At 37.4% G+C, this 19,980-nt stretch carries 15 protein-coding genes and 2 pseudogenes; 10 read left to right on the top strand and 7 right to left on the bottom strand.

What is annotated here, in order from left to right:
* Positions 1-452 precede the first annotated feature (452 nt).
* Positions 453-1,499 carry a protease SohB gene (sohB, locus tag F1325_RS08940; RefSeq protein ID WP_109372366.1) on the bottom strand — a complete coding sequence of 349 codons (1,047 nt, stop codon included), beginning with the start codon at positions 1,497-1,499 and terminating at the stop codon, positions 453-455.
* A 213-nt stretch (positions 1,500-1,712) separates the two neighbouring features.
* Between sohB and F1325_RS08935 the strand changes: the two genes are divergently transcribed.
* Both F1325_RS08935 and cobO read left to right on the top strand, forming a co-directional pair.
* Entirely contained in the window at positions 1,713-2,474 is a 762-nt protein-coding gene (locus F1325_RS08935; RefSeq protein WP_196564231.1) for a YciK family oxidoreductase, read from the top strand.
* A 25-nt stretch (positions 2,475-2,499) separates the two neighbouring features.
* Positions 2,500-3,090 (top strand): cob(I)yrinic acid a,c-diamide adenosyltransferase, encoded by a 591-nt coding sequence (gene cobO, locus F1325_RS08930; RefSeq protein WP_109372368.1) that lies wholly within the window; start codon positions 2,500-2,502, stop codon positions 3,088-3,090.
* 32 nt (positions 3,091-3,122) lie between these two features.
* Here the strand turns inward: cobO and F1325_RS08925 are convergent, their stop codons facing one another.
* The 4 genes from F1325_RS08925 to rnm form a co-directional block, all read right to left on the bottom strand.
* Positions 3,123-4,034 carry a hypothetical protein gene (locus F1325_RS08925; RefSeq protein ID WP_244185017.1) on the bottom strand — a complete coding sequence of 304 codons (912 nt, stop codon included), beginning with the start codon at positions 4,032-4,034 and terminating at the stop codon, positions 3,123-3,125.
* 219 nt (positions 4,035-4,253) lie between these two features.
* The gene (gene rluB / locus F1325_RS08920) at positions 4,254-5,177 is read right to left on the bottom strand and encodes a 23S rRNA pseudouridine(2605) synthase RluB (protein ID WP_088495702.1); all 924 of its coding nucleotides are present in this window, start codon (positions 5,175-5,177) and stop codon (positions 4,254-4,256) included.
* Between the two features lie 434 nt (positions 5,178-5,611).
* Positions 5,612-6,232, bottom strand: coding sequence for an L-threonylcarbamoyladenylate synthase (locus F1325_RS08915; RefSeq protein ID WP_023582284.1), 621 nt, complete (start codon positions 6,230-6,232; stop codon positions 5,612-5,614).
* A 24-nt stretch (positions 6,233-6,256) separates the two neighbouring features.
* Positions 6,257-7,117 carry an RNase RNM gene (gene rnm, locus F1325_RS08910; RefSeq protein ID WP_160230331.1) on the bottom strand — a complete coding sequence of 287 codons (861 nt, stop codon included), beginning with the start codon at positions 7,115-7,117 and terminating at the stop codon, positions 6,257-6,259.
* Between the two features lie 306 nt (positions 7,118-7,423).
* On the opposite strand from rnm, the gene F1325_RS08905 reads away from it, so the two are divergent.
* The 6 genes and pseudogenes from F1325_RS08905 (at position 7,424) to F1325_RS08875 (ending at position 14,579) form a co-directional block, all read left to right on the top strand.
* Positions 7,424-9,001, top strand: coding sequence for an anthranilate synthase component 1 (locus tag F1325_RS08905; RefSeq protein ID WP_160230330.1), 1,578 nt, complete (start codon positions 7,424-7,426; stop codon positions 8,999-9,001).
* Positions 9,001-10,594: pseudogene (trpD, locus tag F1325_RS19350) on the top strand (bifunctional anthranilate synthase glutamate amidotransferase component TrpG/anthranilate phosphoribosyltransferase TrpD). Before F1325_RS08905 ends, trpD begins: the two are co-directional and overlap by 1 nt.
* 4 nt (positions 10,595-10,598) lie before the next feature.
* Positions 10,599-11,954 carry a bifunctional indole-3-glycerol-phosphate synthase TrpC/phosphoribosylanthranilate isomerase TrpF gene (gene trpCF / locus F1325_RS08890; protein ID WP_109372374.1) on the top strand — a complete coding sequence of 452 codons (1,356 nt, stop codon included), beginning with the start codon at positions 10,599-10,601 and terminating at the stop codon, positions 11,952-11,954.
* 39 nt (positions 11,955-11,993) lie between these two features.
* Positions 11,994-13,184, top strand: coding sequence for a tryptophan synthase subunit beta (trpB, locus tag F1325_RS08885; RefSeq protein WP_036937130.1), 1,191 nt, complete (start codon positions 11,994-11,996; stop codon positions 13,182-13,184).
* Positions 13,184-13,990: a tryptophan synthase subunit alpha gene (gene trpA / locus F1325_RS08880; RefSeq protein ID WP_160230329.1), complete on the top strand. Its 807-nt coding sequence runs from the start codon at positions 13,184-13,186 to the stop codon at positions 13,988-13,990. The genes trpB and trpA overlap by 1 nt, the downstream gene beginning before the upstream one ends.
* Positions 13,991-14,264: 274 nt before the next feature.
* Positions 14,265-14,579, top strand: a complete 315-nt coding sequence (locus F1325_RS08875; protein ID WP_109372376.1) for a BON domain-containing protein — start codon at positions 14,265-14,267, stop codon at positions 14,577-14,579.
* Positions 14,580-15,253: 674 nt separating this feature from the next.
* On the opposite strand, the gene ompW is transcribed toward F1325_RS08875, so the two are convergent.
* Entirely contained in the window at positions 15,254-15,901 is a 648-nt protein-coding gene (gene ompW, locus F1325_RS08870; RefSeq protein WP_109372377.1) for an outer membrane protein OmpW, read from the bottom strand.
* Positions 15,902-16,334: 433 nt separating this feature from the next.
* Between ompW and F1325_RS08865 the strand changes: the two genes are divergently transcribed.
* Positions 16,335-17,105: a YciC family protein gene (locus F1325_RS08865; protein WP_160230328.1), complete on the top strand. Its 771-nt coding sequence runs from the start codon at positions 16,335-16,337 to the stop codon at positions 17,103-17,105.
* A 107-nt stretch (positions 17,106-17,212) separates the two neighbouring features.
* Here the strand turns inward: F1325_RS08865 and F1325_RS08860 are convergent, their stop codons facing one another.
* Positions 17,213-19,018: a SulP family inorganic anion transporter gene (locus F1325_RS08860; RefSeq protein ID WP_167392474.1), complete on the bottom strand. Its 1,806-nt coding sequence runs from the start codon at positions 19,016-19,018 to the stop codon at positions 17,213-17,215.
* 309 nt (positions 19,019-19,327) lie between these two features.
* On the opposite strand from F1325_RS08860, the pseudogene F1325_RS08855 reads away from it, so the two are divergent.
* A pseudogene (locus F1325_RS08855) lies at positions 19,328-19,876 on the top strand (septation protein A); the annotation flags it as partial.
* Between the last annotated feature and the right edge of the window lie 104 nt (positions 19,877-19,980).

The following is a 19,980-nucleotide window of genomic DNA, read 5'->3' as shown; positions in this document are numbered from 1 at the left end:
ATTTACTCTTTATCGATAACAAAAAAGAGACTTTGCTTGCCAGTTATTGCATTCACTCAGGTGCCAATAACTGGCATAATCAAACAAAAATAAAGAATAATAATTCAGTTTGATTATAATGCAGATTTTCTGTCACATCTCAACTCAAGACTACATTTACCTATCAATACAATCAGTAATATCAATTATTTTTATTTTCTATTTACAGCTATATTGAAGCCTCCTAGAAAGAGGAAATATTTACCCTGTTGTTGTTATAAGCAATATCAATTATTTCTTTGATTGCCAGTGAAATTTTCACTGGCTTTTTTTTGTTTTATCAAAATAAAAGCTTTTTAAAATAGAAAGTTAGAATATTTATTAAGAAGGCTGAGAAATAGTGACTGGATTAAGGAAGGATGATATCAGCGATAATCCATATCACTGATATCATTTATTGCGTACTTATTGGCTTATAGCAGCGGTTTTTTACTTCTTTGTACCCAACGCATCATCAGTTTATCAATACTTTCCATTGCACCACCTGTAACTCGCTCAACCATTTTCTTTTTGGTAACATATTGGACAGAAAGAACTTCAAAGTCATTAATATGATTGATCAACCAATCATCACTGACACCAACTTCATCAATTAAGCCTCTGTTTAGTGCTTCTGAACCGTACCAATACTCACCCGTTGCAACGCTATCGATATCAAGTTGAGGGCGATATTTATGCACAAATGATTTAAACAATAGATGCGTTTCATTTAAATCTTGTTTAAATTTCTGACGACCTTCTTCAGTATTTTCGCCTAACAAGGTCAATGTACGTTTATATTCGCCAGCGGTATGCAACTCAACATCAATATCGTTTTTCTTGAGCAAACGGTGAATGTTAGGGATCTGAGCCACAACACCAATCGAACCAATAATCGCAAATGGTGCAGCAACAATTTTATCTGCCACACATGCCATCATATATCCCCCGCTAGCAGCCACTTTATCGACAACCGCTGTCAGTTTAATACCCTTTTCTTTTAAGCGTGTTAATTGAGCTGCGGCTAATCCATATCCGTGAACCATACCGCCCGGGCTTTCTAAGCGCAGTAATACTTCATCACCTGCTTGTGCAACAGAAAGAATGGCGCTGATTTCTTCACGTAATGCACCCACTTCATGTGCATCCATGCTACCGTTAAAATCAAGCACATATAAACAAGGTTTTACAACGCCTTTTTTACCTTCTTTTGCATTGTTTTTACTCTGTTTATTCTCTTTTTTTTGCTGCTTTTTAAACGCTTTATACCAGACTTTTAATTCAGCATCGTCCATTTTTGCTTGTTGCATAACGCGCTGTTTTTCTTCGTAAGCTTCAGCAAGATCTGTGACTCTTAACGTCCCTTTACGATTTTGCTTTTTATTTCCAATTACAACGAAAAACAACACGATAGCGATAATCGCCACAACAACAGTGACAATTTCTGCTAAAAACAGCCCATATTGCAAAATATACTCCACAAAGACCTCTTTTTAAGGTTAATAACACTGACTAAAACCAATATGCCTAGTTTAACGAAATTCTGCTTTAGCGCCAGCAACAAAGGCATGATTATGTTTAATACCATAAAGAAAATAGCCATAAATTGTAAACAAAAAGTCAGACTAAACTGGTCGCTAGGCAAATAAGACGTTACACTTTATTTACTTTTTACTAGACAGGATATCAATATGTTGCAATATCAACCCGATCATAGCGTGCTAAAAGATAAAATTATTCTAGTAACGGGTGCTGGTGATGGCATAGGAAAAGAAGCCGCACTAACTTATGCGCAATATGGCGCAACACTTATCTTATTAGGCCGTACTTTATCAAAACTTGAAGATATTCAAGAAAAAATAATCACATCAGGTGGCCAACAGCCCATGTTATATCCACTTGATCTACTTACAGCGACAGAGAACGATTTTCAGCAATTTGCTGATACTCTCGTTAAACGCTTCCCTCATCTTGATGGTGTATTACAAAATGCTGGTTTATTAGGTGTTGTTGAACCTATCATTAATCAACCGAGTAATCTTTGGCATGACGTTATGCAAGTCAACGTTAATGCGACATTTATGCTCACAAAAGCACTACTACCATTGATGCTCAAAGCGCCTCATGCAAGCCTTATCCTCACCACATCTAGTGTAGGTCGCCAAGGTCGTTATGGTTGGGGAGCCTATTCTGTCTCTAAATTCGCAACAGAAGGCTTTATGCAAGTACTTAATGAAGAATATAACGAAAGTACTTTGCGTATTAACTGCATTAATCCTGGTGGCACTCGTACCGCAATGCGAGCAAGTGCATTTCCAGATGAAGATGCACAGAAATTAAAAACACCTCACGATTTGATGCCGTTATATCTCTACCTTATGAGTGATGACAGTATTGAGGTGAAAGGACAATCTTTAGATGCACAACCTGGCCGTAAAGCAGGTCCCGCTGAATAACATAATTTAAGTTTAAGGTAGCAAAATGAATGATGCACAACACCAAAAACGCCAACAACGTTTAAAAGAGAAAGTAGATACTCGAATTGAGCAAGCTCAACACGAGCAAGGTATTTTGATAATTTTTACTGGCAATGGTAAAGGCAAAACAACAGCGGCGATGGGAACCGCAACGCGTGCTGTTGGTCATCAAAAAAAAGTCGGTGTTGTGCAGTTTATAAAAGGGACATGGGAAAACGGTGAACGAAATCTATTAGAACAATTCGGTGTACCATTTTATGTAATGGAAACGGGATTTACTTGGGAAACACAAGATAAAACGGCAGATACCGCTGCCTGTTTGAATACTTGGCAATATGCACTGAAACTACTTAACGATCCAGAGTACGATCTGGTCATTCTTGATGAAATTACCTATATGATTAGCTTTAACTATTTACCATTAGATGAAGTTATTTCAGCTATTAGCTCTCGCCCACCTCACCAAAATGTCATTATCACAGGAAGAGGCTGCCATCGAAAATTAATTGAGTTAGCCGATACGGTGACAGAAATGCGTCCTATCAAACATGCTTTTGACAGCGGAATAAAAGCGCAAAAAGGTATAGATTGGTAACCTATAATGATTATCATAAAATGAATATTTTCTTAAATAAGAATTGGCTCGCCTAAAATGCCAGCACCAAATATTCTCCCACTTTTTTTCATAAATTCAAAATAGGCATCTCTATCTACAAAAATATTATTTTGTATTTGTTGATTGTAAATCATTGCCATTCTTACTAAATATTTATGATATTCATCATAAAATATTTGTTTTTCTTTAGGATCTCTTGACGCTAAATATTTCTTCATTATTTCATAAATACTATTTGCTTCTTTGGTTAATTTTTCATTACTAAATTTAACATTATATTCTAGTGGAGTTAAATTATCTGTTCGTGTGTTCCCTCCATCTATCCAATTAAACTTATCTATTGCTAAATATTCAGTTAACAAATCACGTTCAGAATAAAAGTGAATACCATAAGGATATTTAGCGATATATTGATAAAAATCCTCTCTTGAAAAACATTTTGTCAATACATTCACTTTTTCATTATCGTCCCAATCAGATAAGTAAGTAGGTAATGATTCATCTAATGGAATATCACAATTAAAAATATTATTATCAATAAAAAGAGAGTCAGAGCTATTAATGGCGCCACGTACAAGTATGCCGTTAATCCATACTGTGCGCTCATCTATATGAAGATCATCAAGTGTATCATCTGGTTTAAATACCGAAGTGAAACTATAATATATTTCTCTATTCGGATTAATTATTCCGCCTCGATTGCCTGGATAAATCATAAATTCACTCTGTTCACCATGACTATCGACTAACAAATGTTTTCCGTTATTAAGTTTTATTTTTTTAACTTCACCTTTACCCATTACGAAATAAGAATTATCAACTTTAAACTCTAAAGGTTCTAATCGATTATTGCTGATATAAAAAATACCGTTCTGCTTTTCTCGTTTTGCGGGGTTGTCGCACCCTACTATCAGAAAAGTCATATATAACACTGTTGTTAAATAAAAATAACGATACATATTATTTTGAATACCTTATCGTTAAATAAAAAATTATTAATATTTCTACCGTAATAATGTAATTATCATAGATATATTTATTATAAAAATAAAGCCATCAAAAAAAGAAGCACTCATAAAAACATGAGCGCTTCTTTTTAAAAATGAAAATTTAATTTGAAATAATAAATAATTATTCGCTAATTACTTTTTATTTCCTGCCGATTGGCGACGACTTGATGCTCTTTTAGCTGGTGATGTTGAAGTGCGAGCAGATACTTTCGTATGACGCTTAACTGCACGACGGATCTGATTCGCTTTGATACGACGTTGATCTTTTTCTACTGCAACTTTTGTTACTGTTTCGTCGTTTAATTCAACTAACTGACGTAAATAGTTGATTTGATCTAATCCAAGTTCAACCCAACCACCACGCGGTAAACCTTTTGGTAAATCGATGTCACCGTAACGAACACGAATAAGACGGCTGACTTGGACACCAACAGCTTCCCACATACGGCGAACTTCACGATTACGCCCTTCAGTAAGTGAAACGTTGTACCATTGGTTAATCCCTTCACCACCACGATAAGAAACAGAGCGGAATGAAGCAGGACCATCTTCTAATTGTACACCACGCGTTAATTGACGAATTTTCGCATCATCAATTTCACCAAAAACACGGACAGCGTATTCACGCTCAACTTCACGGCTAGGATGCATTAAACGGTTGGCTAATTCACCATCAGTTGTAAATAACAGTAATCCACTGGTATTCACATCAAGACGGCCTACGGCAATCCAGCGAGCACTGTTAAGGCGAGGAAGACGTTGGAAAACGGTTGGACGACCTTGCGGATCACTGCGAGTACACAGTTCACCTTCAGGTTTGTAATAAGCAAGCACACGGCAAACATCTTTTTGTGCTTCACGAATATTTAGAATACGGCCATCTAAGCGGATTTTTGCTGTAGTGGTGACATCAATACGATCACCTAATTTCGCTTTTGTACCATCAATGCTGATACGCCCTTCTTGAAGATAGCCTTCAATTTCACGGCGAGAACCGTGACCAGAACGAGCAAGGATTTTTTGTAATTTTTCAGTGCGTTGCGATTTATCGCTCATGAAACAACCTCATGTGTCGCCTTCACAGGCGTCATAAAAATAGAATTAATTTTTAAAAATCAATTAAATAAAAATAACCCATGTTTATTAAAATAAGAAATAAACACAGGTTTATTGATTCAATAGTGAACAATGTTGATGATTTTTCACATCAACATTGTGATAAATAGTGGCGATAAAACGACGTTGGCAAAACCTTAACGATAGCTTAGCCGTTTGTTCGCAGATCAAGTTATAGTGTTTAACGTTTAAAATATGCGTTGATATAACCGATTTTAAAAACAAACACCGTGATTTTTATCGCAATGTATAAATTTAACACAAGCGATAAATCCCTTCACCTTTTATCTCTTTATCTCGTAATAAATTTCTTCACTATCGAGTCATTACTATCGAGTCATTGGCTCCCAATTCAGTTTAATCAGCTAAATAACTTACTGAAATGGCGTAATATCACCCGTACCTTCACGCACGATAACTGGGGTATCTTCTGTTAAATCAATTACCGTTGTTGGTTTTTGTCCTAAATAACCACCATGGATCACCAAATCAACTTGTTTGCTTAATAAATCTTCGATTTCTTCCGGATCAGATTCAGCAAAATCGTTGCCTGGTAAAATCAGGCTTGTTGACATTAATGGCTCACCAATATTTTCTAACAATGCCAGTGCAATAGGGTTAGAAGGAACACGCAAACCTATGGTTTTACGTTTATCATTCATCAAACGTTTTGGTACATCTTTAGTTGCTTTTAAGATAAAGGTGTAATTACCTGGGGTGTTATTTTTTATTAAACGAAACACCACATTATCAACATAAGCGTAATTGGCGATTTCTGATAAATCACGGCACATCAGTGTGAAATTGTGGTTTTTATCTAATTGGCGAATACGACAAATTCGCGTCATTGCATCTTTGTTTTCTAAACAACAGCCAATAGCATAGCCAGAGTCTGTTGGATAAATCACCACACCGCCTTTGCGTAAAATATCAGCACTTTGTTCAATTAAACGAGCCTGCGGATTATCTGGGTGAATATAAAAAAGTTGGCTCATACATCCCTCAATGAATTTCTAATGTTACTCTTGCCATAGCGACCAAACGGGTTCTACACCACTGGGTAACCATAAATTACGCCCCAATTCTATCCACGAGCAAGGGCGATGAAAATCAGAACCTAACGAAGCTTTTAGCCCATAAAGTTGCGCTAATGCTGCGTGTTGTTCCCGTTCTTGTGGTGGTTGTTGGCATTGTGCCACTTCGATTGCATTACCACCAAGCTGTTTAAAATAAAGCGTTAAGCGTTTTAACCACTTAGAGGATAGACCATATCGTCCCGGATGCGCTAATACTGCAACGCCACCAGCCTCATGAATCGCTGTGACAGCGTCACCTATTGAACACCACTGTGGGGGGACATAACCCGTTTTACCTTTCGCTAAATAACGCTTAAATACTTTATTAACCGAGGCAACATGCCCTTCATTCACGAGAAAACGGGCAAAGTGTCCTCTTGTAACTTGTCCACCATGTGCTAAGGCTTTTGCCCCTTCAAATGCATTTGAAATACCTGCTTTTTCTAATCGTTCACCTATCATTATCGCGCGTGTTTCACGACATTGGCTTTGTGACGAAAGGAGTGCTTTCATTGCATTATGGTTGATATCAATATTCAATCCAACAATATGGATTTCTATATTCTCCCATAAAGTCGATATTTCGACACCTGATATCAGGGTAAGAGGTAGATTTTTTTCTGCAATATAATCATTAGCAGGAGTAATCGCCGCTGTTGTATCGTGATCTGTAATCGCTAAGACATTAATTTGACGCTCTATCGCTCTCTCAACCAATTCTTTTGGTGAAAGCTCGCCATCTGACGCGGTAGTGTGGCTGTGCAAATCATAAATCACTCTTAAATCAGATAGCACTTCTGTCATCGCTTCTCCCTTTTCATCTTAGCAAGGTAATAATTTTTAAAGAGTATGCCATAAAGTACTTGACGAACCCAATGCAATCCAGTTTACTAGTACACAACACGAGCTAGTCTATTAACTTATTATCTGTCGTTAGCTGTAAGGAGATCTTATGAATATTAATCAACGTCTTATCGCTCTTTGGTGGCGCAATACTCTTTTATGGGCGGTTTGATCTCCTGCTTAACGTCAGTGATATCTAAAACCCGCCTACGCGGGTTTTTTTATGCATTAAAAACAGTTAGTAAAAAATAATATAGAGCGATAATAATGAATACATCACTTGCATTCTCATTTAATACCAAGGCAACGCCACTGCCTTACCATAGTGAACCGGCTTTACTTTTCAATACATTATGTGAAAACAAACATCACACATTATTGTTAGAATCTGCACAAGTTGACACTAAAGCAAACTTAAAAAGTTTGTTAATTGTTGATAGCGCATTGCGTATCAGCGCAGTAAAAAATCAAGTCACTATTGATGCATTAAGCGTTAATGGACAAGCTTTATTACCCGCATTAAAAATCGCACTAAAAGAAAAAGCGGTCTTAATACAAGAGAGCGATAAACAGTGTGTTTTTACTTTTTCAGCACCTGCACAAGATATTGATGAAGAAAGCAAATTAAAATCAGCCAGCGTATTTGATGCCTTACGCTTCTTCCTTGCTAATAAAGACACTAAAGATGCTAATGCTATTTTTGTCGGCGGTTTATTTGCTTATGATTTAGTCAGTGGATTTGAACCCATTCCTGAATTAGACACCGTTTTTTCATGCCCTGACTACTGCTTTTATTTAGCAGAACAGTTAATCGTGATCGACCATCAGAATAAAGATAGTCAGTTAATTTCTATTACTTTTACTGATGATAAAACAGAGTGTCAACGCCTCACTTTACGCCAATCTGAGTTAATTTCACTGGCTAAACAACCTTTAAAACATCCTATTCGCCGCGCTTTAACAGCAGCAGAATCAACAATACAAGGCAATATGGATGATAAAGGTTATGGCGATATCGTTGAGGCAATGAAAACCTATATTCGTCGTGGTGATATTTTCCAAGTTGTTCCATCACGTCGCTTTCAAGTTGCTTGCCCTTCACCACTTGCCGCTTATCAAGTGTTGAAAGAGAAAAATCCAAGCCCTTATTTATTCTATATGCAAGATGCTTTGTTCACGGTATTTGGAGCATCACCAGAAAGTGCATTGAAATATCAAACAAGCGACCGCCAAATTGAAATCTATCCCATTGCAGGAACTCGCCCAAGAGGACGCAACGCAGATGGTTCAATCAATGCAGATTTAGACAGCCGAATTGAACTTGAAATGCGCACTGATACGAAAGAGCTTTCTGAACATTTAATGTTAGTTGATTTGGCACGTAATGATTTAGCGCGTATTTGCCAAGCAGGTAGCCGTTATGTCGCTGAATTAACAAAAGTTGATCGTTATGCTTTTGTGATGCATTTAGTATCGAGAGTAGTCGGTAAATTGCGTGATGATTTAGATATTTTCCATGCGTATCAAGCCTGTATGAATATGGGAACACTATCTGGGGCGCCGAAAGTCAGTGCCATGCAATTGATTGCTCGTTATGAAAAAACGAAACGTGGCAGTTATGGTGGCGCTATTGGCTATTTTACTGGTGCGGGAGATTTTGATACTTGCATAGTTATTCGCTCCGCTTATGTTGAAAATAATATTGCAACTATTCAAGTTGGTGCTGGAATTGTGCTCGATTCAGATCCAAAAATGGAAGCAGAAGAGACACGCAATAAATCACAAGCTGTTATCAATGCCATTTTACAAGCTCACACCAATACTCAAATGCAGGAGGCTTGCTAATGGCGACTATCTTACTGCTCGATAATATCGACTCATTTACTTATAACCTTGTCGATCAATTACGTAGCCTTGGCAATAACGTTGTGATTTATCGCAATAGCGTCACAGCAGATGTTATTGAACAAAAATTACATGAGCTCGATAACCCGATTTTACTGTTATCGCCGGGGCCAGGAGCACCTTCACAAGCAGGTTGCATGCCTGAACTGTTAAAACGTGTATTAGGCACATTGCCTGTAATTGGTATTTGCTTAGGTCATCAAGCCATTATTGAGGCTTACGGTGGCAAAGTTTCTTCATGTGGAGAGATCTTACATGGCAAAGCGACATTAGCTGAACACGATAACAGCGAAATGCTTGTGAATTTACCTAACCCTTTACCCGTAGCTCGTTATCATTCACTTTCAGGAGAACAAGTTCCAGAACAACTCATTATTAATGCTTGGTGCGATAACACTGTTATGGCGGTGCGTCACCGTCAACATAAAACCTGTGGTTTTCAGTTTCACCCAGAATCAATTTTAACCACAAAAGGCGCACAACTTTTAGAACAAACAATCGCATGGGCATTAACTCCTAAAGGAGACGCATAAAATGGAAACTATCTTCAACAAATTATTTAGCGCACAACAATTGACGTTAGAAGAAAGCCAAACACTGTTTAGCGCCATTATTCGCGGTGAGTTAACAGAATCACAATTAGCGGCAGTATTAATCAGCATGAAAATGCGCGGTGAACATCCTCAAGAAATCGCAGGAGCAGCACGCGCATTACTCGAAAATGCACTGCCATTTCCTCGTCCTGATTATACCTTTTGCGATATCGTAGGCACTGGCGGTGATGGTGCAAATAGTATCAATATTTCAACAGCAAGCGCCTTTGTTGCGGCTGAAGTAGGTATCAAAGTTGCGAAACACGGTAATCGTAGCGTATCCAGCCGCTCTGGATCTTCCGACTTATTAGCAGCATTTGGTATCCCTTTAGACAGAAGTGCTGATGATGCGCGCCAATTACTGGATGAAGTGGGTTTATGCTTTTTATTTGCACCTCAGTATCACAGTGGTTTTCGTTTTGCGGCTCCCGTTCGCCAACAATTGAAAACACGCACGTTATTTAATGTATTAGGTCCATTGATCAACCCAGCACGTCCGCCATTAGCATTAATTGGTGTGTATAGCCCAGAGTTATTGATGCCTATCGCAGATACATTGAAAGTTTTAGGTTATGAGCGTGCTGCTGTTGTTCATAGTGGTGGAATGGATGAAGTTTCACTACATGCACCTACTCAAGTCGCTGAATTACACAATGGTGAAATTACACGTTATCAACTGACACCTAGTGATTTTGGTCTTCGCCCTTGTGCCATTACTGATTTAGAAGGTGGTACACCTGAAGTCAACCGTCAATTATTGGCAGATTTACTACAAGGTGAAGGGAAAAGAGCACATACCGAATCTGTTGCAGCTAATGTCGCTTTATTAATGCGTTTACATGGGCAAGAAGATTTAAAAATGAATACTGAAGTTGCTATGCACGCCATTTATAGCGGTAAAGCAATAAATCGTGTAACTGCGTTAGCAACGAGAGGATAAGAGCATGACTGTATTAAACGCCATTGTAAAAAATAAAGCTGAATATCTAATTGCACGTAAAGCAAGCCAACCATTATCAGAATTTGTGCACCAAATAGAGCCATCAACACGCTCGTTTTATCAGGCATTAACTCAGCCCAATACTGTTTTTATTTTAGAGTGTAAAAAAGCATCACCCTCAAAAGGTCTAATTCGTGCTGATTTTGATCCCGCTACGATTGCAAAAATTTATCAGCCTTATGCTGCTGCAATTTCGGTATTAACGGATGAGAAATATTTTCAAGGGAGCTTTGATTATTTACGTCAAGTTAGCCAAGCCGTGCATCAACCCGTTTTGTGCAAAGATTTTATTATTGATGAATACCAAATCTATTTAGCTCGTTTTTATCAAGCAGATGCCATTTTATTAATGCTTTCTGTCTTAAATGATGAGCAATATCGTGCACTATCAGCCGTTGCTCATCAATTAAACATGGGCGTATTAACGGAAGTAAGCACTGAAGAAGAGCGTCAACGTGCCATTAATCTCAATGCCAAAGTTATCGGTATTAACAATCGTGATTTGCGTGATCTCTCTATCGATTTAGCTCGTACCCAGCAGTTAAGCCAAGGATTGCCTAAAGATGCAATCGTGATCAGTGAGTCAGGTATTCACACCCACCAGCAAGTTCAAGAGTTAAGCCAATATGCTAATGGGTTTCTAGTTGGTAGCGCCTTAATGTCACAAGAAAATATTGACCAAGCAGTGAGAGCGCTCGTTTTGGGAAAGCATAAAGTGTGCGGGTTAACTCGCACACAAGATGTAAAAGCGGTTTATCAAGCTGGTGCTTATTATGCAGGGTTGATTTTCGCAGAAAAATCCCCTCGCAAAGTGACATTGTCACAAGCACAAGAGTTGATAGCGCAAGCTCCCTTAGCCTTTGTGGGGGTTTTTCAAAACCAACCCATTACGCTTATTTGTGACTATGCTGAAAAACTTAATTTATCTGCCATTCAATTACACGGACAAGAAGATGCTCAGTTTATTGAGCAACTTAGACAACGAATTCAACCTAGCTGTGAGATTTGGCAAGCAATAAATATGGCAATTCACGCAGATATTTCTCCTGTTTCACACGTTAATAAATATGTACTTGATAACGGCACTGGTGGCACAGGAACAACGTTTAATTGGCAAAAAATTCCTAATACATTACGTGAAAAAGCGTTACTTGCAGGTGGTCTTAACAGTGAAAACTGTTTGGATGCAGTTAAAACAGGCTGTATCGGGCTTGATTTTAACTCCGGAGTAGAGTCGGCTCCCGGCATAAAAGATGCGCAACGTCTGAACCAAGTATTTGCACAATTACAGCTAAACTAAATTTCACAAAAATAAAATTTCAAACAGGATGACATCACAATGAGAAAACTTAACCCCTACTTTGGCGAATTTGGTGGCCAATATGTACCTGAAATCTTAATTCCTGCATTGGATCAACTCGAACAAGCTTTTATTGATGCGCAAAACGATCCCTCTTTTCAGCAAGAATTCCAAGATTTATTAAAAAATTATGCAGGCAGACCAACGGCACTAACCCTTTGTCGTAATTTAACAGAAGGCACGCGAACTCGTTTATATCTAAAGCGTGAAGATTTACTGCATGGTGGCGCCCATAAAACTAACCAAGTATTAGGTCAAGCCTTGTTAGCAAAACGTATGGGTAAAACCGAAATTATTGCAGAAACAGGTGCGGGTCAACACGGTGTTGCAACAGCTTTAGCCTGCGCACTACTTAATATGAAATGTCGTATCTATATGGGGGCTAAAGACGTCGAACGTCAATCGCCTAACGTATTTCGTATGCGCTTAATGGGTGCCGAAGTGATCCCCGTTCACAGTGGTTCATCTACCTTAAAAGATGCGTGTAATGAGGCATTACGTGACTGGTCTGGTTGTTACGATCGCGCACATTACTTATTAGGAACGGCGGCAGGCCCTCATCCTTATCCAACCATTGTCCGTGAGTTTCAACGCATGATTGGTGATGAAGCCAAAGCACAAATTCTAGAGCGTGAAGGTCGTCTACCTGATGCTGCTATCGCTTGTATTGGCGGTGGTTCTAATGCTATCGGTTTATTTGCATCCTTTATCCCAGAAACTTCGGTGCAACTAATTGGTGTTGAACCTGCGGGTAAAGGTATTGAAACGGGTGAACACGGCGCACCACTGAAGCATGGAAAATTAGGGATCTATTTTGGTATGAAGTCCCCAATTATGCAGACTGATGAAGGACAAATTGAAGAGTCATATTCAATTTCAGCAGGTCTTGATTTCCCATCTGTCGGGCCTCAACACGCACACTTAAATAGCATTGGTCGTGCTGATTATGTTTCTGTTACTGATGATGAAGCCATAGAAGCATTTAAAGCACTTTCTCGCCGTGAAGGGATTATTCCAGCCTTAGAATCTTCTCATGCATTGGCTTATGCACTGAAATTAATTGCACAAAATCCTGACAAAGAGCAGCTATTAATTGTGAACTTATCAGGCCGTGGTGATAAAGATATTTTTACTGTAAACGATATTTTAGCAGCGAGAGGAGAAATCTAATGAGCCGTTATCAAGTATGCTTTGAAGCATTAGCACAAAAACAGCAAGGCGCATTCGTTCCTTTTGTCACATTAGGTGATCCTTCTCCTGAGCTGTCATTACAAATTATTGATGCGTTAATTGAAGGTGGCGCAGATGCATTAGAGATTGGTATTCCCTTCTCCGATCCTCTTGCAGATGGTCCTACAATCCAAGGGGCTAATTTACGTGCGCTTAATGTCGGTGTAACGCCAACAGATTGCTTTGCGCTCTTAACTAAAATTCGTGCAAAACATCCTAATATTCCTATTGGCCTATTAGTTTATGCCAACCTTGTTTTTAGTAATGGCATTGATAATTTTTATAGTAAATGTGAGCAAGCAGGCGTGGATTCTGTCTTGATTGGTGATGTACCTTTACGTGAATCAAAAGAGTTCCGTGAAGCAGCACAACGCGCAAATATCAGTCCTATTTTTATTTGTCCACCTAATGCTGATGATGAACTTTTACAAGAGTTGGCAGCATCAGGTAAAGGCTATACCTATTTATTATCAAGAGCAGGTGTAACGGGTACAGATAAACGAGCAGAACAATCGCTAACACATCTTACTGACAAACTAAAAACCTATAATGCCCCTCCCGCATTGCAAGGTTTTGGCATTTCTGAGCCTAAGCAAGTTAAAGAAGCGATTGCCAATGGTGCCAAAGGCGCAATTTCAGGCTCGGCAGTGGTTCAAATTATTGAGAAAAATCTTCATCAACCCGATGTGATGTTAAAAGCACTGACGACATTTGTGAAAGAGATGAAGGCAGCTACCCTCGCCTAATTGCTTTAAATACGCTTAGTGAGATCCGCTTTAGAGAAATAATTTGCTATTTTTCTAAGCGGATTACTCTTAATTTATTATCTATTCAATCCCACTCATTGACTGCTGAAACCGCGATAAACCGCGTTATCATTCCCTCGTTCATATTCTTAATCAAATAATTTTTTTATCTAAAATTGGGCGAAATTTTATTTTTTGGTCATACTTTATAAGGTACTTTATATTTTCTTTTCGGAAATACTCAATCAATAATGTAATTACAAGGAGTTTGATGATGAAACTATGGGCAAAAATCTCCGCTGTTATGGCAGCATTACTGATGGCATTAACTTTATCTGCATGTTCTCCAACCGCAACATCAGAGGGTACTGGGGGGTATTTTGATGACTCCGTGATCACCACTAAAGTGAAAACAGCGCTAATTGGTGAAAAAAATCTTAATTCAACACAAATCAGCGTTGAAACATTTAAAGGTAAAGTTCAACTAAGTGGTTTCGTCTCTTCTCAAGCAGATGCCAATCGTGCCATTGAAACAACACGTAAAGTAACTGGTGTAAAAGGGGTTATAAACTCAATGGTTATTCGCTGATCCGCTTTTATTCTCGTCTTCCTTTAGCCCTAATTTTCTAGACCACTTCGGTGGTCTTTTTTTGTCCAAGATTTTTGTCTTAATCATTTAATCTTTCATAAAGTAGATCAATTTTTGCAAAAAAAAACAAATAAGCTAAAAAGTGTCTATTTTTACTCCACGCTAGAATTAGCTCATAAAAAGAACAAATAAGAAATATTACTAATCATTTTGAGATTATAAGTTAACCACCTTATTATCCTGAATATCTCCTCTGTTGATATCATTTTATTCTTTTTCTATTTTCTTCTATCTATTGATAGATAAAGCCGTTTTACTAAATCCAAATATAAAGATGTATTTTAAATACATCTATAAAATACACTCTTTTACTTATTAAAATGCCAGCAACTCTTAATAAATAAAACTACACTTTTTTATTTTGATAATATCAATAAATAAAAGATGTATATTAAATACACTTTAATGAATGTTAAAATGCTAAATGTCTTATTTCAGATGTATATTTACCTATTTAATGTTGCTTTTAATAACTCATAATTCAGGTATTAATAATAAAAAAAGAAGCTGTATATAATCTAGAAATGAAAGATTTTTAGTAAATCAAAAAGATAAAAAAAGCGAAGGTAATCTTCGCTTTTTCATTATGAGATATTCTTTTAAAGAAAGAATAATTAGAAACGGTAACCCACACCAAACATAAATACAAATGGGTCTAAACGTGTTTTAACGTCAAAATCTTTGTCCGCAACAGTGCTATTAAATCTTGCTTTTGTTTCGATGTTCATCCACCAAACAGAAGCATTCAACATCCAGTTTTTATCAAGGTTATAATCTAAACCTGCCTGTGCCGCAAAGCCCCATGAATCCTTAAGATCAAGACCATTTAAGCCTAAGCCATCTACAGCAGGGTTATTATTAAATTTCTCATCAAAGAAAGTGGTAAAGTTAAGACCTGCACCTAAATAAGGACGTAATTTATCTTCACCATTACCGAAGTAATATTGTGCCATTAATGTTGGTGGTAAATGTTTAACTTTTGCAATTTCACCTACACCCGTCAATGATACTTTATGTTCAAAAGGCGTTGCTGCTAATAACTCAACCCCGATATTATCAGTGATCATATACCCGAAAGTTAAACCTAATTGGGTATTATTATTTACTTCAAAATGGTCGCCACCTAATATTGCATCAGAACCCGCATTAGGACGAACTGTTGCAGTACCCGCACGGAATAAAAAATCACCTGCTTGGTGAGCAAAAGAAATAGAAGGCGCAAGAGTTGCAGCCGCTAAAATAAGCGCAGAAAGTTTTTTCATTATTTAACCCATTCCTGTAATAAGTAAAATCTCCGCTAAAAATATAACCATTTATTGATAATTATGATCTAATGCCGATCACAACTTTGAAATTATTTTTGCAGAAAGTGTTATTTCTCTTTTTATTATTTATCAATACTATTATTTATAATTGATCCACATCAAATTACCCATTAATACCATTTTTTCTTATAATTAAATTTATTATTACTGTTATTTTTTGAATAAAAAATATCCTTAAAAGACATATTTAAAAATAAAGTTATTATTGTGTTAATATAATGTTTATTTTATTTTCGGTGATGAGGGTGTTCTGATTATCAACATCAAGAAACAATCCAAATAAGAGAAGTAAGAGAAAATATCCCTTTTTGTTGTTGTAAAAGGTACAATAGCGCGCATTGACACAGTCTATTTTTATAGGAGCAGTTTCATGCCTACCACGGCACGCACAATCTACCGAGACAGTCTTAATTTTTATAAGAATGAACGACGTAGCATTGTTACTCTTTCCGCTATTCTTGCTATTATTTTAGCGTTCATTCATGTCTTCATTGGCCCTAATCCTCAAGAATACCAATTGATGATTGAATTTGTGGCTAATTTTAAAAATACACAGCTTTCTTCTGCCTCTCCTGCTGAGTTAGAAGCAATGTCAAACAGTGTCGTGGGTATTGCCAAAAAAGTGTTATCACTGTATGCATTTGAAACATTACAGCAAAGCATCTTGGTTCTAACCTTATTGATGTTCGCCATGGCAATTTCCACAGGTCATAACGTCACCTTAGGTCAAACATTTAATGCAGCCCTACCTCGCTTACCTAAAATGTTCCTATTGATTGTACTGTGCTCTATTTTGATTAGCGCCGGTTTTATGGTGATGATTATTCCTGGCATCATTTTATTAATTGGTTTTGCATTAGCCCCCGTTGTTTTAGTACGTCAACAAAATATGGGAAGTGCAATACGTTTGGGTTGGAAGGTTGGATTTAGTGAATCGGCTGCGCTGATCCCTGCTTTAGGTATTTGGATCTTATTGCAGTTCGGCATTGGTTTTGTGAGTAATCTTACAATTCAACTACCTGATGTTATCCATAACTTCTTATTCTACTTCCTAAAAAATATGGCTTCGGCTTGGATGATTATTTATCTGTTCCGTTTGTTTATGTTGGTTGAAAACAAATACACAACGCAACAGCATTAATCTATTCAAAGCGTTATCATTACCTATAAAAAATCCCGTGTATAAGCTAATCACTTATCACGGGATTTTGTTATTGATTATGTACCAATAAAGTTTAACCAGTACACTTAGAGAGTAGATGTATGACTCGTTGTTGGCGCATCTACTGTATTCTCATCATTATTTTCAGCGTCTTGTTTTAGTGCCTCTTTTCTTGCTTCTTTCTGTTTTTCTTTGATCTGCTGTCGGCTTTGATACAAGCGGATCACAAAATAGAGATCTGGGGCAATAATCAAATCATCTTCATTGAGCGAAATTTTATTCCGTTCTATCCAACGATTTAACTCCGTTCTGCGCCCCGCTAGAACCAATTTAACGCCTTTTATTCGTAATTCTCTTATTAGCTCATCAATGGCAGCAAATACGCTGACATCATCATAAGTAAAGCTTACAGCAGCATCTACCGCTAACCATGCCGGTCTTTGAGGTGCGCTATCAACCAGTTGTAGTACTCGTTTTTTAAAATAACCCACATTAAAATAAGTCAGTGGTGAATTAAAACGGTACATCATTAAACCATCAATAGGCTCAATGCCATTATCCTTATTCATTGAATGAACCATTCCTTGTTCATCAACACCCAACAACTGATCGCTAGGTCGAAAAACAATACGTAAGAATTGTAATAGACCTAATAAAACCGCAAAACCAATACCATTAATCAGACCTGTCAATAACACAGCTAATAATGTAAATGATGCCAATGTAAATGCTTGTTTATTACGCTTACGATAAGACCAAATATGACGAATACTAAGCAGTGACCAAGAAGAAACTATCAACACTATCCCTAACGAAGACAGTGGAATATAAGCAAGAAAATCGGTCATAAATAACAACACGAGCAAAATCATCAATGCGGCAATAATAGAAACTAACTGCGTTTTCCCCCCAACGGAGTCATTGACCGCTGTACGGCTACTTGCCGCACTTACAGCGAACCCTTGAGACAATGCGGCGGCAATATTGGCAATACCTAATGCTTTTAATTCTTGGTCTGCATCGACATCATAACCATTTTTGCTGGCAAAACTGCGGGCTGTCATCATAAAACTCACAAAACTAATGACAGCCAAGTTTATGGATGGAACTAATAATTCTCGTAATACACCAGGATGAAATCCACTCATCGAGACTACTGGCAGAAATAGATCAACATTTCCAGCCTCTTTATTCACAATAGCAATACCATAGCTTGCTAAATCAAATTGCCAGCTAAGATAAGTCATCACAACCATGGCAATTAATGGCGCAGGCCATCGGCTCCGAAAATAGCGAATACCCAATAATAAGGCGAGTGTTATCGCTGACATCAATAACGTAGGTAAATGTGCATCCATTAATCGAAATGGGACTTCAATGAGTTTTTCAATTAAGTGGTCTGGGGAAGTATCAAAACCAAATACTTTACTAATTTGCCCAACCATAATGGTGATCGCAACACCATTTAAAAGCCCTTGAAGAATGGGGCGAGAAAGAAAATCAGTAAAAGCCCCTAATCTAAAATGGCTGGCTAAAATACACCAAAACCCCGTCATCGCTGTCATGATAATCGCAAGTTGCCATCGAGTATTTTCATCACCAGCAGATAGTGGAATGACTACCGCAGCAATAACGGCACACGTTGCTGCATCAGGCCCCGTAATTAATTGTCGAGAAGTACCAAATAATGCATAAATAATCATGGGGAAAATACAGGCATATAATCCAACAATAGCATTAATGCCTAATAATTCGGTATACGCAATGGCAACAGGTAGTGCGACGGCAGCCACTGAAAGCCCTGCTTTTAAATCATAGCCAAAATATTCACGCTTATAGTTAAATAATAAGCCTAATCCTGGCATCCATTTTATTATTCTTTTTCCGTTCATTGATTTCCTCTTATCAGAAATACTTTTTTATTTATGCATTCATCAAAAAGTGGCGGGTGATAATGATGAGTTAATGAATCATATACTAGTGTAATATTTAAATCCTCTTTCATAACTCAAGCTTGAGTTTTAATTTTACATAAATGCAATTACATTGATTTTTCATTGAGTTATTTCAGACAAAACTCGCATTTTTTGTATAAATTAACACTCTGTCGTTAAAGATATGCAATTGTTTACCCATTTTCTATCGCTTTGCATTAGAATAGCCAAGTTTATGAATTTAATTACCATAGGTTCCTATCTGTTATGAAAAATGGCTGGCTTAAGCAATTACTTGATTTTGCTCCACTATTAGTTTTTTTTATCTTCTATAAATGGCAAGATATTTTCTATGCTTCAGGTGCATTAATTATCGCGACGTGGATCTCAGTCGGTTTAACATGGCTTATTTTCCATAAAGTAGAGAAAGCGCCGCTCATTACCGCTGTGGTTGTCACTATTTTTGGTTCATTAACCCTATTTTTCCATTCTGCTGATTTTATTAAATGGAAAGTGACGGCTATTTATGCCATTTTTGCTATCGTTTTAATTGGTATGCAGTTATTTACGCCAAAAACGTTAATGGAAAGAATGTTAGGCAAAGAGCTCGCTATGCCGCCTGCAAATTGGAAGAAACTCAATATTGCATGGGTGGTTTTCTTTTTTGCTTGTGCTCTTGGTAATATTTATGTGGCATTTTCTTTGGCAGAAGAGACTTGGGTTAATTTTAAAGTCTTTGGCTTAACTATTTTAACCTTTATCTTTACTATCGCCAGTGTGGTTTATATCTGGAATAACCGTTTACCAGAAGAACAAACTGAAAATGAAGCTACAGAAAATAGTGAACACGAATTATCAGATAATATGACAAAGCAAGCATCTAAATCGACATCACACGATGCCCATTCAAAATCTGAATA

Origin of the sequence: Proteus columbae, from assembly GCF_009914335.1 — a bacterium.
Classification (GTDB): domain Bacteria; phylum Pseudomonadota; class Gammaproteobacteria; order Enterobacterales; family Enterobacteriaceae; genus Proteus.
The sequence above is the reverse complement of the archived record's forward strand: the minus strand, read 5'-3'. Positions and strand labels throughout refer to the sequence as shown.